This is a genomic window from Aggregatibacter segnis, from assembly GCF_003130075.1.
Taxonomy (GTDB): domain Bacteria; phylum Pseudomonadota; class Gammaproteobacteria; order Enterobacterales; family Pasteurellaceae; genus Aggregatibacter; species Aggregatibacter segnis_A.
Genome location: NZ_NRCW01000001.1, coordinates 273,345 through 289,661, shown reverse-complemented (window position 1 = coordinate 289,661; position 16,317 = coordinate 273,345). Strand labels below are relative to the sequence as shown.

General features: G+C 43.4%; 14 protein-coding genes and 1 riboswitch. Of the genes, 9 read left to right on the top strand and 5 right to left on the bottom strand.

Features of this window, described 5'->3' with window-relative positions; all coding sequences use genetic code 11:
• Positions 1–95: 95 nt before the first annotated feature.
• The 3 genes from DK415_RS01475 to rnb all read left to right on the top strand — a co-directional run bounded on the left by DK415_RS01475 (position 96) and on the right by rnb (position 3,834).
• Entirely contained in the window at positions 96–851 is a 756-nt protein-coding gene (locus DK415_RS01475) for a Nif3-like dinuclear metal center hexameric protein (protein WP_109432123.1), read from the top strand.
• A 90-nt stretch (positions 852–941) separates the two neighbouring features.
• Complete coding sequence (locus tag DK415_RS01470; protein WP_005703676.1) at positions 942–1,730, top strand: enoyl-ACP reductase FabI; 789 nt, start codon at positions 942–944, stop codon at positions 1,728–1,730.
• Between the two features lie 124 nt (positions 1,731–1,854).
• On the top strand, positions 1,855–3,834 hold the full coding sequence (gene rnb, locus DK415_RS01465; protein WP_109432122.1) for an exoribonuclease II: 1,980 nt from the start codon (positions 1,855–1,857) through the stop codon (positions 3,832–3,834).
• Positions 3,835–3,955: 121 nt separating this feature from the next.
• On the opposite strand, the gene DK415_RS01460 is transcribed toward rnb, so the two are convergent.
• A complete protein-coding gene (locus tag DK415_RS01460) occupies positions 3,956–4,438 on the bottom strand; it encodes a Dps family protein (protein ID WP_109432121.1) in 483 nt (160 codons plus the stop codon).
• A gap of 191 nt (positions 4,439–4,629) precedes the next feature.
• Between DK415_RS01460 and DK415_RS01455 the strand changes: the two genes are divergently transcribed.
• The 5 genes from DK415_RS01455 to DK415_RS01435 all read left to right on the top strand — a co-directional run bounded on the left by DK415_RS01455 (position 4,630) and on the right by DK415_RS01435 (position 10,338).
• Positions 4,630–5,790 carry an EmrA/EmrK family multidrug efflux transporter periplasmic adaptor subunit gene (locus tag DK415_RS01455; protein WP_109432120.1) on the top strand — a complete coding sequence of 387 codons (1,161 nt, stop codon included), beginning with the start codon at positions 4,630–4,632 and terminating at the stop codon, positions 5,788–5,790.
• A 9-nt stretch (positions 5,791–5,799) separates the two neighbouring features.
• A complete protein-coding gene (locus DK415_RS01450) occupies positions 5,800–7,317 on the top strand; it encodes a DHA2 family efflux MFS transporter permease subunit (protein WP_162540450.1) in 1,518 nt (505 codons plus the stop codon).
• Positions 7,318–7,384: 67 nt separating this feature from the next.
• Positions 7,385–7,487, top strand: a riboswitch (TPP riboswitch).
• 82 nt (positions 7,488–7,569) lie between these two features.
• Positions 7,570–8,625 (top strand): ABC transporter substrate-binding protein, encoded by a 1,056-nt coding sequence (locus DK415_RS01445; RefSeq protein WP_109432118.1) that lies wholly within the window; start codon positions 7,570–7,572, stop codon positions 8,623–8,625.
• A gap of 154 nt (positions 8,626–8,779) precedes the next feature.
• Positions 8,780–9,058 carry a helix-turn-helix domain-containing protein gene (locus tag DK415_RS01440; protein WP_109432117.1) on the top strand — a complete coding sequence of 93 codons (279 nt, stop codon included), beginning with the start codon at positions 8,780–8,782 and terminating at the stop codon, positions 9,056–9,058.
• Complete coding sequence (locus tag DK415_RS01435; RefSeq protein ID WP_109432116.1) at positions 9,058–10,338, top strand: type II toxin-antitoxin system HipA family toxin; 1,281 nt, start codon at positions 9,058–9,060, stop codon at positions 10,336–10,338. Before DK415_RS01440 ends, DK415_RS01435 begins: the two co-directional genes overlap by 1 nt.
• An 82-nt stretch (positions 10,339–10,420) precedes the next feature.
• On the opposite strand, the gene DK415_RS01430 is transcribed toward DK415_RS01435, so the two are convergent.
• The 4 genes from DK415_RS01430 to DK415_RS01415 form a co-directional block, all read right to left on the bottom strand.
• Positions 10,421–13,285, bottom strand: coding sequence for a valine--tRNA ligase (locus DK415_RS01430; protein WP_109432115.1), 2,865 nt, complete (start codon positions 13,283–13,285; stop codon positions 10,421–10,423).
• A gap of 7 nt (positions 13,286–13,292) precedes the next feature.
• Complete coding sequence (locus tag DK415_RS01425) at positions 13,293–13,640, bottom strand: hypothetical protein (protein ID WP_109432114.1); 348 nt, start codon at positions 13,638–13,640, stop codon at positions 13,293–13,295.
• 181 nt (positions 13,641–13,821) lie between these two features.
• Positions 13,822–14,139 carry a N(4)-acetylcytidine aminohydrolase gene (gene yqfB / locus DK415_RS01420; protein ID WP_109432113.1) on the bottom strand — a complete coding sequence of 106 codons (318 nt, stop codon included), beginning with the start codon at positions 14,137–14,139 and terminating at the stop codon, positions 13,822–13,824.
• A 76-nt stretch (positions 14,140–14,215) separates the two neighbouring features.
• The gene (locus DK415_RS01415) at positions 14,216–14,662 is read right to left on the bottom strand and encodes a DNA polymerase III subunit chi (RefSeq protein ID WP_109432112.1); all 447 of its coding nucleotides are present in this window, start codon (positions 14,660–14,662) and stop codon (positions 14,216–14,218) included.
• A 221-nt stretch (positions 14,663–14,883) separates the two neighbouring features.
• Here DK415_RS01415 and fumC point away from each other — a divergent pair, with 221 nt between their 5' ends.
• Positions 14,884–16,278, top strand: coding sequence for a class II fumarate hydratase (fumC, locus tag DK415_RS01410; RefSeq protein WP_109128058.1), 1,395 nt, complete (start codon positions 14,884–14,886; stop codon positions 16,276–16,278).
• Positions 16,279–16,317: the final 39 nt, after the last annotated feature.

Sequence of the window (16,317 nt, the reverse complement as noted above, 5' to 3'; positions counted from 1 at the left end):
TATCAAAGATATTCGCACCGGCCATTTTTTTCTTCTTATTCCCTACCAAAGTCATTATCATTACGCCATTCTTTTTCTTCATTCAGAGAACATCTATGCACAATTTAGCCCTAGAAAATCTACTCAATCAAAAGCTCAATAGCGATACCATCAACGACTACGCCCCCAATGGCTTACAAATAGAAGGCAAAGCGGAAATCAAAAAAATCATCACCGGCGTCACTGCCAGTCAAGCGTTAATTGATTATGCTGTTGAACAAAAAGCCGATGCATTGCTCGTTCATCATGGTTATTTTTGGAAAAGCGAAAATCCTTGTATTCGCGGCATGAAAGGCAAACGAATCAAAACGTTATTAGTCAATGACATCAATTTATACGGCTATCATTTGCCTTTGGATGTTCACCCAGAGCTAGGCAACAACGCTCAACTCGCCCGCTTACTTGGCATTGAAAATCTTCAACCGTTAGAACAAAACGCTGTCAGCATTCCGGTGTGGGGCACCTTAAAAGAACCGTTAACTGCCGAACAATTTGCCGAACGTATTGAACGCGTGTTAAACCGCAAGCCGTTAATTTGCACGGAAAACGGACCGCACTTTATTAGTAAAGTCGGTATTTGTACCGGCGGCGGACAAGGATATATCGATCTTGCCGCAGCACAAAATTGTGACGCTTTTATCACCGGAGAAGTATCGGAACAAACGATCCATTCTGCGAGGGAGCAAGGGATTCATTTCTTTGCTGCAGGCCACCACGCCACCGAACGTTATGGCGTAAAAGCCTTAGGCGAGTGGCTGGCAAAAGAACAGGGTTTTGACGTGGAATTTAAAGATATCGATAATCCGGCTTAACTGGTTAAACCAAAGATCGCTACATTGCTCAAAACAAGCAAAACAAGTATAATTTCGCCAATTTTTTCACTAAAACAAACAGGAATAATTATGGGTTTCTTAACAGGTAAACGTATTTTAGTCACAGGTCTCGCCAGCAATCGTTCTATCGCCTACGGCATCGCAAAAGCGATGAAAGAGCAAGGCGCAGAATTAGCGTTCACTTATTTAAATGAAAAATTACAACCGCGTGTTGAAGAATTTGCCAAAGAGTTTGGCGCAAACATCGTGCTTCCATTAGACGTTGCCACCGATGAAAGCATTCAAAACTGCTTCGCAGAATTAAGCAAACACTGGGATAAATTCGATGGTTTCGTACACGCCATCGCATTCGCACCGGGCGATCAATTAGACGGCGACTATGTGAATGCGGCAACTCGCGAAGGTTATCGCATTGCCCACGACATCAGCGCATACAGCTTCGTGGCAATGGCGCAAGCGGCACGCCCATATTTGAATCCGAATGCCGCATTATTAACCCTTTCTTACTTAGGTGCAGAGCGTGCCATTCCAAACTACAACGTCATGTGTTTAGCCAAAGCCTCTCTTGAAGCGGCAACCCGCGTGATGGCGGCTGATTTAGGTAAAGACGGCATTCGCGTGAACGCCATTTCCGCAGGCCCGATTCGTACCTTAGCGGCTTCCGGCATTAAAAACTTCAAGAAAATGTTGGCAACCTTCGAGAAAACTGCTGCATTACGCCGCACCGTGACTATCGAAGATGTAGGCAACTCCGCGGCGTTCTTATGTTCTGATTTAGCCTCCGGCATCACCGGTGAAATCGTCCATGTTGATGCCGGTTTCAGCATCACCGCCATGGGCGAATTAGGCGAAGAATAATTTTTTCTTCCTTTATTTATCGGCAGGTTTTTTAACCTGCCTTTTCTATTTGTAAGGCGGAGTTCACTCCGCCATTTTATGATGATTTCGGCAGGTTCCAGTCTGCCCTACGATAAAAATAATTATGTTCCAAGACAACCCATTACTCGCGCAGCTCAAACAACAAATTCATGACAGTAAAGAACGTGTAGAAGGCACGGTAAAAGGCTCCGATAAAGCCTATGGCTTTTTAGAATGTGATAAAAAAAGCTACTTTATTGCACCACCTGCCATGAAAAAAGTGATGCACGGCGACAAAATCAGTGCCACTATCGAAAAACAAGGCGATAAAGAACAAGCCGAACCGGAGACCTTAATCGAGCCGATGCTTACCCGTTTTATCGCGAAAGTACGGTTCAATAAAGACAAGAAATTGCAGGTGCTTGTTGATCACCCTAACATCAATCAGCCCATTGGCGCCGCACAAAGCAAAGCCGTCAAAGAAGAATTACAGGAAGGCGATTGGGTTGTGGCAACCTTGAAAACTCACCCGTTGCGCGACGACCGTTTTTTCTATGCGCAAATCACTCAATTTATCTGTCACGCCGAGGATGAACTGGCGCCATGGTGGGTGACCCTTGCTCGTCACGAACAACCGCGTGAACCGGTGCAAGGACAAGATCACTATAAAATGCAGGATCAAGAAACACGCGAAAATCTGACCGCACTTCACTTCGTCACCATCGACTCTGAAACCACGCAGGACATGGACGATGCCTTGTATATTGAACCTATCACCTCAAACGGTGAACAAACCGGCTGGAAATTAGTGGTTGCCATTGCCGATCCAACAGCTTACATCAGTTTAAATTCACAAATCGAAAAAGACGCCAAACAACGTTGTTTCACCAATTATCTGCCAGGCTTCAATATTCCGATGTTGCCGCGCGAACTTTCCGATGAGCTTTGTTCTTTAAAACCTCACGAAACCCGTCCGGCATTGGTTTGCTACATTGAAACAGATCTGCAGGGCAACATCAGTGGGCCGGCAAAATTTGTGTTAGCCGATGTGCAATCAAAAGATAAATTGACGTACAACCAAGTTTCCGATTACTTAGAAGGCAAAGCTAATGCTTGGCAGCCGGAAAATCCGGAAACGGCACAGCAAATTCACTGGTTGCACCAATTTACCCTGACCAGAACGCAATGGCGCAAAACTCATGCCCTGCTTTTTAAAGAAAAACCGGATTATTCTTTCGTGCTGGCAGAAAACGGCAAAGTGCAAGAAATTAAAGCGGAATACCGTCGTATTGCCAACCAAATCGTGGAAGAATCCATGATTATCGCCAATATCTGCGCCGCCCAATTTTTACATGAAAACCTGCAATGCGGCATTTTCAACACGCACACCGGATTTGATAAAAAATTCTTAGAAAACGCGCACCATTTCTTGTTAGCTAATTTAGCCAATGATGAAAATAAGGTGGAATTACAAAGTCGTTACGTGCCAGAAAATTTGGCAACCTTAAAAGGTTACTGCCAAATGCGCCATGATATTGAACCGATTGAAGGGGATTATTTGGAATTCCGTTTGCGTCGTTTCCTCACTTTCGCAGAATTTAAAGCGGAATTGGCACCGCACTTTGGCCTAGGCTTAAACGGCTATGCCACATGGACGTCGCCAATCCGTAAATATTCGGATATGGTGAACCATCGCTTAATCAAAGCCCATTTAGCGGGCCGAGATTTTGCTAAACCAGAGGAAAGCGTACTTGCGCGTTTACAAGAAGCCCGTCGCCAAAATCGTTTGGTAGAACGTGATATTGCCGACTGGTTATATTGCCGTTATTTGGCGGATAAAGTCGCTGAAAAACCGGAATTTGACGCGGAAGTGCAAGATGTGACCCGTGGCGGGTTGCGCGTCATGCTGTTAGAAAATGGCGCCTCCATGTTTATTCCAGCCTCAACGCTGCACGACAATAAAGAAGAGGTTTTGATTAATTCTGATGAAATCGCTTTTTATGTGAAAGATCAACGCCAATACAAAATTGGCGATATCTTGCGTGTACAGTTAACCGAAGTACGTGAAGACACACGCAGCATTGTCGGCGTGGTGATTAAATAAAAAAGTGCGGTAGGTTTTACAGATGTTTTATAAAACACCATAAAAAACCACCGCACTTACTATAAAAAATCCTGCTTAAACATCAAGCTTAAGCAGGATTTTCTTTTATGCAGGCGATGTTTTAGTTTGCACAAGTTTGGCAAGCAGCTTGGAACATCCAAACTAATTTTTCTTGCTCTTTAATGTAATCACTCATTTGTGAAGCGGTGCCTTCGTCATCAGCATCCGCAGCAAAAGCAAGAATTTCACGTTGTTGGATCAACAAGACTTTGAAACCTTCTAAAGTACCTCTTAAACAGGCCGCCGCACTGCTCACTGCAATTTCTTCTTTAATACGGGAATGGCTTAAATATTGGCTGAACGCATTGTTTGGTGTGTAGCCCAAGGTCAAAATACGCTCTGCGACTTCATCCACTTTTTCAACAAGATCAGTATAAATTTCTTCAAATTTTGCGTGTAATTCAAAGAAGTTCACGTCTTTAATATTCCAGTGATAACCACGTACATTGGTATAAAACACTTGGTAAGTGGCTAATAATTCATTTAATTTTGCAGCTAAGACTTCAGATTTTGCGGTATCTAAACCAATCATTGTTTTTGACATAATGTATTCTCCTATACTTTGTTAATTTATAAAAAGATGAACGATATAAAACCAAAATCGTTCGTTTTTGTTGGCGTAAGTATAGAAAAAAGCACATAATAGCGCTAATTGTTACACCGAATAGAATTGATAGATAATAAAAATTGAATAATAAAAAACAATTTACAAAATCTATTAAAAAAGGAACATAAATGACAGAAGTAAGTAAACCAACGGTTTCCAACCCCAAAAATACACGTAAAAAAGCGTTAAGTATTTTCTTTTTTATCCTCATCCTTATCACCGTTCTCACCGGATTATATTGGTTCTTTTTTATTAAAAATTATCAAACCACAGAAGACGCTTATGTGAGCGGCAATCAGGTGATGATTTCTTCGCAAATTGCCGGAAACGTACGACAAATTAATGCAGAAAACATGGATTTTGTGCATGCCGGAGATGTGTTACTTGAATTGGATGACACGGATTATCAACTGAGTTTTAACCAAGCACAAAATACCTTAGCAAGTGCAGTACGCCAAATTTCGCAACTCGGCTACACCGTGAAACAACTGGAAGCAACGGTTCAAGCCAACCAAACGGCGTTGACGAAAGCCCAAGGCGATTTAGCGCGCCGTGAACAGTTAGGAAAAAGCGGAGCGATTGATAAAGAATCACTACAACACGCAAGAGAAGCTGTAATGACAGCGGAGGCCAACTTAAAAGCGGTTAAAAACCAACTTGCTGCTAATAAATCTTTATTAATGAATGTGCCGCTGAAAGAACAGCCGGAAATTCAAAAAGCCATCAGTTCCGTAAAACAGGCGTGGCTCAATTTACAACGCACCAAAATCACTAGCCCGGTCGATGGCTATGTGGCGCGCCGAAGCACACAAGTGGGACAAAAAGTTGCCGTGGGTAGCGCGCTGATGGCGATTGTTTCCAACGAACAAATGTGGGTAGATGCCAATTTCAAGGAAACGCAATTAAAAGACATGCGCATCGGTCAACCGGTGAAATTATCCTTTGATTTATACGGTCATGACGTGAAATTTGACGGCAAAGTAGAAGGCATCGAAATGGGCACCGGCAGCGCATTTTCTTTGCTCCCTGCCCAAAATGCCACCGGTAACTGGATCAAAGTGGTGCAACGCGTGCCTGTCCGTATTAGCCTAGATGCACAACAAACCGCTCGCTACCCGTTGCGTATTGGCTTATCTACCTTAGTTGAAGTGAATATTTCAGATACCAACGGTGAAATGTTGTCGCAACAAAAACGTACTGCGCCGCTCTATTCCACGAATACGTTGAATTATGATCAAAGTGCGGTGGAAAATCTCATCGAAAAAATTATTCGCGACAACACAAACTAAGGCTTGCCCATCATGCAAAAACCCATTGAAGGTGCTGCCCTTGGCATCATTACGTTAGCGCTGTCTCTTGCCACGTTCATGCAAGTATTGGATTCCACCATTGCAAACGTGGCGATCCCCACGATTTCGGGCGATCTCGGCGCATCGTTCAGCCAAGGTACTTGGGTGATTACCTCTTTCGGCGTCGCCAATGCCATTTCTATTCCCATTACCGGCTGGCTTGCCAAACGTTTCGGGGAAGTAAAATTATTCCTCATTTCCACCGCACTTTTTGTTTTAGCCTCTTGGTTATGCGGCATTTCCCATAACTTGGAAATGTTGATTCTGTGCCGTATTTTCCAAGGATTAGCGGCAGGCCCGATTATTCCGCTGTCTCAGAGTTTACTACTCAATAACTATCCTCCGGAAAAACGGGGCATGGCATTGGCATTTTGGGCAATGACCATAGTAGTTGCACCGATTTTCGGTCCCATTCTCGGTGGTTGGATCAGTGATAATTTACATTGGGGGTGGATCTTCTTTATTAATGTGCCCGTTGGACTGTTCATTATCAGTACCAGTTGGAAAATATTAATGCCACGAGAAAGTAAAATTCAGCACCAACCGATTGATACGGTGGGATTAGTCTTATTGGTTTTGGGTGTAGGCTGCTTGCAATTAATGCTAGATCAAGGGCGTGAACAAGATTGGTTCAACTCCACTGAAATCATTATCCTTGCTGTCATTTCCGCCGTAACCTTAACCGCGCTTGTCATTTGGGAACTGACAGACGACAACCCGGTAGTAGATATTTCCCTATTCAAGAAACGCAATTTCACTGTGGGCTGTTTATCCACCAGCTTGGCATTTTTAATTTACCTCGGCTCCGTCGTATTAATTCCCTTGTTGTTGCAACAGGTTTTTGGTTACACCGCCACTTGGGCAGGTTTAGCATCCGCCCCCGTAGGGCTCTTTCCTATTTTGTTATCGCCTCTTATCGGAAAATTTGGCCATAAAATCGATATGCGTATTTTGGTCACCGTCAGCTTTGTGGTCTATGCCATTACCTTTTATTGGCGCGCCGTTACCTTTGAACCAGGAATGAGTTTTGCCGATGTAGCACTGCCACAAATGGTGCAAGGGTTAGCCGTCGCCTGTTTTTTCATGCCACTTACGACTATTACGCTGTCCGATTTACCGGCACACAAAATGGCATCCGCCTCAAGCTTGTTTAACTTTTTGCGTACCCTTGCCGGCTCCATCGGTACTTCCCTTACTACATTCTTGTGGTATAACCGTGAAGCCGTTCACCACTCACAGCTGACTGAAGCCATTACGCCGTATAACCCTACTGCACAACAGTACTACCAGATGATGGAGCGTTTTGGCATGGGCGAAGAACAAACCTCTTCCCTGCTTGCTCGTAACATTACATCGCAAGGTTTTATCCTCGGCGCCAACGAGATTTTCTGGTTATCCGCCGTGCTGTTTTTGGTGTTATTTATTTTGGTCTGGTTTGCCAAACCACCTTTTGGAAGCCGCAGCTAAAGTGCGGTCTAAAAAATAAATATTTTTCACTTTTATTTACAAATCAATAACAAACACCTATAGTAATGCGCGTTAGTCGGGGTGCTCCATTGGCTTAAATAACGGAGCTGAGAAATACCCGTGAACCTGATACAGTTAGCACTGACGTAGGAAACTAATGCACTTCACTCTGCTTCCATGGCTTCTTTCAGCCTATTTCCCCGTTTAGTTGTTAGCTGGTTTTGTTTTTCAATCTCACCAAGGATTAAATCAATGACCAAGCTTTCTAAAAATTATTCACCACTAAAAACATCCTTAAAAACAACCGCACTTTTCTTACTTCCAATGTTGTTTTACACACACAACGCCCAAGCGGAAGGCAAGCTGACCATTTATTGCAGCGTACAAAATGTCACCTGTGAAAAAGTCACGAAACGCTTTGCCGAAAAATACAACGTTGATGCCCAATTTGTACGAAACAGCACTGGCACCGTACTCGGTAAAATCAAAGCAGAAAAAGAAAATCCACAAGCAGATGTATGGTTTGGCGGCACATTTGAACCACACTTACAAGCCGCCGATCAAGGTTTGCTCGCAACCTATCGTTCTCCGTTACAAAAAAACATCATGCCGCAATTTAAGAAATTAATGGATGAACGAGGCGATTACACATCAATCATCTATTTAATGGAAGTCGCCATTGGCGTAAATACGGAAAAATTAAAACAGCTCAATATTCCGGAACCAAAATGCTTTGCCGATTTACTTAAACCGGAATTCAAAAATCAAATTCAATATGCCGATCCTCGCGTATCCGGCACGGGCTATTCTTTTCTGACGACATTAGTGCAGCTTTGGGGCGAAGAAAAAGCGTTTGATTACTTGAAAAAACTCAATGCGAACGTGGCCCAATATTCCAAAAGTGGCTTAGCCACCGGCAACTTAGCGACCGGTGAAGTGGGCGTTGATATTGCCTTTATGCACGGCTATGTACGTGAAAAAGGCAAGGGCGCACCGGTAAAAGGCATTTTACCTTGTGAAGGCGTGGGCTACACGTTAGGGTCGGTAAGCATTATCAAAGGCGCACGTAATCTAGAAAATGCCAAACACTTCGTAGACTTCGTTCTCGACACCGAAGCGCAAGAAATCCCATGGCGCGAATCTGACTCTTACCAAATCCCTGCTAATATTCATGCAAAAGCCTCCCCAAAAGCCAGCGATCCAAGCAAATTAAAATTATTGGATATTGATTTTATCCGTTTTGGTTCCGATGCTGAAAGCAAACGCTTAATTGAGCGCTGGGTTGAAACGGTAAAAGGAGAAAAATAGCTGAGAAAAAAGTGCGGTGGAAATTTTAATCATTTTATAATTTATATCTCATAAGATATAAAACATAATTTATACTTTACAAGATATAAAATCAAATTTATACTCCATAAAGTATAAAGTGAATTCTATACGCTATGCCGTATAAGGAGTAAAAATGGTTATTACCACCGCAATAATGCTTTCTCATGTCATTCGGGAATTTCGCTATCAAGGCGAGCTCTCACAAACCGATGTTGCTAAACTCGCCGGAACTACCCAAGCTAGAATTTCAGCGTTTGAGAATGAGCCGGAGCGTACTAAATTAGAAACGCTGTTTAAGATTTTGGCAGGATTAGAGCTAGAGCTTATTGTACAACCTCGCAAAAAATCATCTGATACTGCCCTGTCAATTAAAGAACCAACAGCAACATACGATGACGATGAGGCATGGTGATGAGTAACTCGATTCTAAACGTTGCCATGAATGGCTTGTTAGTCGGTGAATGGCGAAAACTGACCAGTGGCGCAACCGAATTTCAATACGCTGAAAAATGGTTGGAGTCTGTGCGTTCGCGCCCTATTTCATTGTCACTACCTTTGTCGCACAAAATTTATCGAGGAGATTCCGTTTACAATTTCTTCGATAATCTCCTCCCAGACAACGAACAGATCCGTTCACGCATTCAACAACGTTTCCAAACATCAACGAAATCGCCATTTGATTTGCTTTCGGCGATTGGACAGGATTGTATTGGCGCAATTCAGCTTTATCAGGGGCAAAGCCGCTCGGTACGTCAAATTTATGCAGAACCGCTAAATGACAAAGAGGTGGAAAACGTACTGAAAAACTACCGCACTTTTCCTCTCGGCATGGAAGAAAGCGAGGATTTCCGAATTTCTTTAGCCGGAGCTCAGGAAAAAACAGCGCTGCTTTATTATCAGAATCAATGGCAGCGCCCTTTGCATTCCACCGCGACCAGCCATATTTTTAAACTTCCGATTGGTATGGTGGCACAAGGGCAACTTGATCTTTCCGGCAGCTGTGAAAATGAATGGCTTTGCTTGAATATTATGAAAGCCTTCGATCTGTCGGTTCCTCGAAGTCAAATTCAGTATTTCGGTGAAATGAAAGTGCTGATTGTGGAGCGCTTTGATCGCCGTTGGTCTGAAAATAGGAGTTGGCTAATTCGTTTACCACAGGAAGATATGTGCCAAGCACTCAACATCGCTCCTGCACGAAAATATGAAAATGACGGCGGGCCGAGCATTCTGCAAATTATGTCGCTCCTCAACGGTTCATCCAACGCCCAAGCAGATCGCAAGCAGTTTTTTAAAGCGCAAATTGTTTTTTGGCTACTTTGTGCCATTGACGGCCATGGCAAAAATTTCAGTTTATTTTTGGAACAAGAGAATCGCTATCGTCTCACACCATTTTATGACGTGATGTCCGCCTATCCGCTCATCAAACACAACGGACTACAAAAGCAAAAAGTCAAAATGGCAATGGCGTGGCACGGAGAAAATAAACATTATTTATGGGATAAAATACAGCTCCGCCACATTTTCAACACCGCTAAACTCGCAGGTTTGGCAAAGGAAACCGTAGAAGATATTTTGCATGAAATCAGTGCACTATATCCAAGAATCAGTGAAATAAATACCCATGGATTGCCTAATGAAATTGTCGAGCCTATTTTCATGGGATTAGAAATGCAGATGAAAAAGATAAGTTAAAAAAGTGCGGTAGAAATTCACCGCACTTTTAGTTTCTGAAAAGAAAAAACGTCGGAGAAACCAACGTTTTTTATAGCTAGCGTTAAAGCGCCTCAATCGCCTTATACTGTTCACGAATTTTTTCTAATCCGGATTGGTATTCGGCTTGTTTTTCGCGTTCTTTGGCGATAACCGCTTCCGGGGCTTTGGCGACGAAGGCTTCGTTGCTGAGTTTGCTTTCAATGCGTTTAACTTCGTTTTGATATTTTTCAATCTCTTTGGTTAAACGGGCAAGCTCGGCTTCTTTGTTGATGAAACCTGCCATCGGCACGAGGATTTCGGTGTTGCCGACTAACTTCGCCACAGCCAATGGCGCTTGTTCGCCTTCTTTAAGCACGCTGACGCTATCTAATTTCGCCATGGCTTGTAAAAGTGCGGTCTGTTTTTCCAGTATTTTTTGCTCATCGGCTGGAATATTACGGAATAACAGATCGAGGCCTTTGCTTGGTGCAATATTGCTCTCGGCACGGATGTTACGCACGGCAACAATCACTTCTTTGAGCCAATTGATATCGGTTTCAGCCTCGGCATCAAAGGCGTTTTCCTCCACTTGTGGGAAAGGTTGCAACATGATGCTGTCGGCAGTGATACCCATAAAACCTTTCACTTTTTGCCAAATTTCTTCAGTAATAAATGGCATGAGCGGGTGTGCTAAACGCAATAATTTTTCCAACACATGAACCAAAGTTTGGCTTGCTGCACGAATTTGCGCTGCGTTGCCGTTGGCAAATACCGGTTTGGTGAGTTCCAAATACCAGTCGCAGAATTGGTTCCAAGTGAATTCATAAATCGCATTGGCACAAAGGTCGAAACGGTATTGGCTTAATGCACTACGGAACGTTTCTACTGTGCGATTGAATTCGGATTGAATCCAACGGTCTGCCACGGAGAATTCGATTTCACCTTGGCTTAAATCTAATTTGTCATTGGTGAGCACAAAACGGCTTGCATTCCACAATTTATTACAGAAGTTGCGATAGCCTTCTAGGCGTTTCATATCCCAGTTGATGTCACGACCGTTTGAAGCCAGTGCGGCTAGTGTGAAGCGCAATGCGTCTGTGCCGTGAGCGGCAATACCCTCAGCAAATTCTTTGCGCGTTGCTTTCGCGATTTTCTCCGCTAATTGCGGTTGCATCATATTGCCGGTGCGTTTTTCAAGTAAATCTTCAAGGCTAATGCCGTCAATCATATCGATTGGATCAAGCACATTACCTTTCGATTTCGACATTTTTTGGCCTTGCTCATCACGGATTAAGCCCGTTACGTACACGGTTTTAAACGGTACTTGCGGTTTGCCGTTTTCATCTTTCACGAAGTGCATCGTAAACATAATCATACGGGCAACCCAGAAGAAGATGATATCAAAGCCGGTAATTAACACATCCGTTGGGTGGAACATTTTGAGTTCTTTGGTTTGCTCCGGCCAGCCTAAAGTTGAGAACGTCCACAAGCCCGATGAGAACCATGTATCTAACACATCTTCATCTTGTTTCAGTTCCAGCGCAGAATCTAAGCTGTATTTTGACCGCACTTCTGCTTCGTTACGAGCGACATAAACGTTGCCTTCTGCGTCATACCACGCCGGAATACGGTGGCCCCACCAAAGTTGGCGAGAGATACACCAATCTTGAATATCACGCATCCAAGAGAAGTAAAGGTTTTCATATTGTTTCGGCACGAATTGGATTTCACCGTCTTCCACCGCTTGAATCGCTACATCAGCAAGCGGTTTCACGCTCACATACCATTGGTCGGTTAGCATCGGCTCGATTGGCACACCACCACGGTCGCCATAAGGCACTTTCAAATCATGCGGTTTAATTTCGTCTAATAACCCTAGCGCTTCAAAATCTGCCACGATTTTCTTACGTGCAGCAAAACGTTCTAAGCCACGGTAATCCGTAGGAATAGTCGCTTCATAGCCTCTAAGCGGTTTGCCATCGGTGCCGATAATTTCCGCTTCATCACGAATATCTGCATTTAAGGTTAACACGTTGACCATCGGCAAACTGTGACGCTTACCCACTTCGTAGTCATTAAAGTCGTGCGCAGGGGTAATTTTCACCACACCCGTACCGAATTCACGATCCACATATTCATCCGCAATAATCGGAATTTCACGATTAGCCAATGGCAGAACGACTGTTTTACCGATTAAAGATTGATAACGCTCATCTTCAGGATGCACCGCCACCGCCGTATCGCCCAACATGGTTTCCGGACGCGTGGTTGCCACCACTAAATAATCTTTACCATCTGCCGTTTTTGCACCGTTAGCTAACGGATAGCGGAAATGCCAAAGGGAACCTTTGCTCTCTTTGTTTTCTACTTCTAAATCGGAAATTGCGGTGTGCAGTTTTGGATCCCAGTTTACCAAGCGTTTACCACGGTAAATCAACCCTTCCTCGTGCAAGCGAACAAACACTTCTTTTACCGCATTAGATAAACCCTCATCCATGGTGAAACGCTCACGCTCCCAGTCGATGGAGTTGCCTAAACGGCGCATTTGTTGGCTGATTGTGCCACCAGAATAGGCTTTCCAATCCCAAATCTTATTGATGAATACTTCACGGCCATAATCGTGGCGGGTTTTACCTTCTTCTGCGGCGATTTTACGCTCCACCACCATTTGAGTCGCAATACCCGCATGGTCTGTCCCCGCTTGCCATAACGTGTTATGCCCTTCCATACGGTTAAAACGGATTAAGGTATCCATTAAGGTTTGTTGGAAAGCGTGCCCCATGTGTAGCGAACCTGTTACATTCGGTGGCGGAATCGCAATGCAATAGCTCGGCGCATTTTCATTTTCAGACGGTTTAAAATAACCGCTCTCTTCCCAATGTTGATAAAGGGCTTGTTCTACTGCAGATGCATCAAAGCGATCTGCCATTTCGAATTTTTGTGTCATAGGTATCCTACCGCGTATGTATGTGTTGTTTATATTCGTTTACCCATTTGATGAGAGTTTGTGCTCTTCTTCTTTTAGTAGAGTCAGATAAATTACCACCAAACGCATAATCTAAAAATTCAATAACACTATTTATGTCAAGAGGAACATCAAGCACTGAATTTACTCGATAATACGCGCACCAAAGACTACCTATATTACTGTACTGAAAGGCTGTCACCATAGTGTCCATAAAATCACCAGGAAAAGATAGTAGCTTATAACCTGCTTGCGTTAAACAATCTTTAGCATCTAAGAATCCTAAAATTCTAGCTGCTGATTTATAATACCGAACTTGTCTATCTACAACTCCCATCTTCGATGCTAGCGATTGATCATTATTGGATAAAATGGGATCTCCACCTATAAGAGAAGTAACAGTATAAACCTTACGTAAATCATCTGCCTGAGGAGCGTCTATAGTATCTAGCTCATTGAAATCATTAAAATTAGTAATTATATATTTTCCCTTAATATCATTTATTAAAACTTATTCTTTATAGAAGAGAGTAGGCATTCATAAATTCAATAACATAAAACACCTCTTCATTCGGATAAATCCCACGAATCACTTCTTTCAACTCATCCAATCCCATATTCTCCTGCTTCGCATGCTGTTCCGTCAATTCATCAAGAGTAATCGGTGAAACGCTTAACACTTCAATAGTGCAGAAATATTGATTATCTTCAAACCGCCCTACTCGCAAAATATCGCCTGCTTTAAAGTGGCTTTCGGATTTATCTCGAATGGTGATGGTTTTACGCCCTGCGAGAATGTCAGCTTCAAAGCGTTGATAGAAAGTAATGTCGTTCATAAAAGTGCGGTCAGTTTTTTAAGCGTTTTTTGTAACCATCCCCCTCTTTGGCAAAGAGGGGAGTCTTTTTATATCGTTATGCCTGCTCCGTACTCAACGCCCAGCCCAACTGTCTCAGTTGTTTATAACGTTCACGCGCCAAGGCTTTTGGTTGTTCTTCCACAGGAACAAAGTCGATAATTTGGTTAAAACTATTAATGTATTCCGGCAGTTGCGGTTGCAGATTAATCAGCAAATCACGGCTTTGCGCATTGCGTTTGTCCATCCAACTAATTTCAATAGGCGTGGCATACGTGGTGGCTTCTCCGGAAAGGTTGTGCGGAACGAACTCGTCGGGTTCTCTTTGCCACAACGCCTCATCAATATTGAGCGCCTGCGCTTCACTTTCGCACACCAATAAAACACGTTTTCCTAAACGCCAAGCGGATGCCGCTAAATCGCAAGCAAGGCTTTCCACAGCAGACAAATTTGACTGCGCAGGAGATCTGTCGGAAAGCAGGTAAAATTGCGCGTTTTTCGGCATAAATAACAAGTCCAAACGGGGAAAAATGAATTGCAAGATTTTAGCGGAAATCGGGCTAAATATAAAATGTTAATTTCCGAAACCTTTCGCCAGCAACCGACCGCACTTTATGATCTAAGTCACAAAACCGATTTTCTGTTTGTAATTTCAGTTCATAGATGAGTCAGGCGGTGTTAAAATTCGACTGACTTTTCATTAATAATCAATAAGAGGTAATTACAATGGCATTTCGTATTGAAAAAGACACCATGGGTGAAGTTCAAGTTCCGGCAGACAAATACTGGGCTGCTCAAACCGAACGTTCCCGCAATAATTTCAAAATCGGTCCTGCGGCATCTATGCCACATGAAGTCATCGAAGCCTTTGGTTATTTGAAAAAAGCGGCGGCATTTGCCAACCATGATTTAGGCGTGTTACCTGCTGAAAAACGTGATTTAATCGCACAAGCTTGCGATGAAATTTTAGCAAATAAATTAGACGATCAATTCCCGTTGGTGATTTGGCAAACCGGTTCCGGTACGCAATCCAACATGAACGTGAACGAAGTGGTGGCAAACCGTGCTCACGTTTTACACGGTGGCAAATTGGGCGAAAAATCCATTATTCACCCGAATGATGATGTGAACAAATCCCAATCTTCCAACGATACTTTCCCAACCGCAATGCACATTGCCGCATACAAAAAAGTTGTCGAAACCACTATTCCTGCCGTAGAACGTTTACAAAAAACCTTTGCAGCAAAATCTGAAGCCTTTAAAGATGTGGTGAAAATCGGCCGTACGCACTTAATGGATGCAACCCCATTAACATTAGGTCAAGAATTCTCTGCCTATGCAGCGCAATTACACTTCGGTTTACTTGCATTGAAAAATACCCTACCGCACTTACGCCAATTAGCTCTTGGCGGCACGGCAGTGGGTACCGGTTTGAATACGCCGAAAGGCTATGATGTGAAAGTGGCTGAATACATTGCTAAATTCACCGGTCTTCCGTTCATCACCGCAGAAAACAAATTTGAAGCCTTGGCAGCGCATGATGCTATCGTGGAAACTCATGGAGCATTGCGTCAACTTGCTATGAGCTTATTCAAAATTGCCAACGACATTCGTTTATTGGCATCCGGTCCGCGTTCCGGTATCGGCGAAATCTTAATTCCGGAAAATGAACCGGGTTCTTCCATCATGCCGGGTAAAGTTAACCCAACCCAATGTGAAGCCATGACTATGGTGTGTGCACAAGTGTTTGGTAACGACACCACGATCGCGTTCGTCGGATCTCAAGGTCACTTCCAATTGAACGTATTCAATCCGGTAATGATTGCGAACTTCTTACAATCCGCTCAATTATTGGCAGATGCCTGTGTTTCTTTCGACGAACACTGCGCAACCGGTATTGAACCGAACTACCCTCGAATTAAACAACAACTTGAAAATTCATTGATGTTGGTCACCGCACTTAATACCCATATCGGTTATGAAAATGCGGCAAAAATTGCGAAAACCGCACACAAAAACGGTACCACCTTACGTGAAGAAGCCATTAATCTTGGCTTAGTTTCTGCGGAAGACTTCGATAAATGGGTGCGTCCGGAAGATATGGTCGGCAGCTTAAAATAACGTGATGCGTTAAATTAAGCCATGAGTAAAGAAGACGGG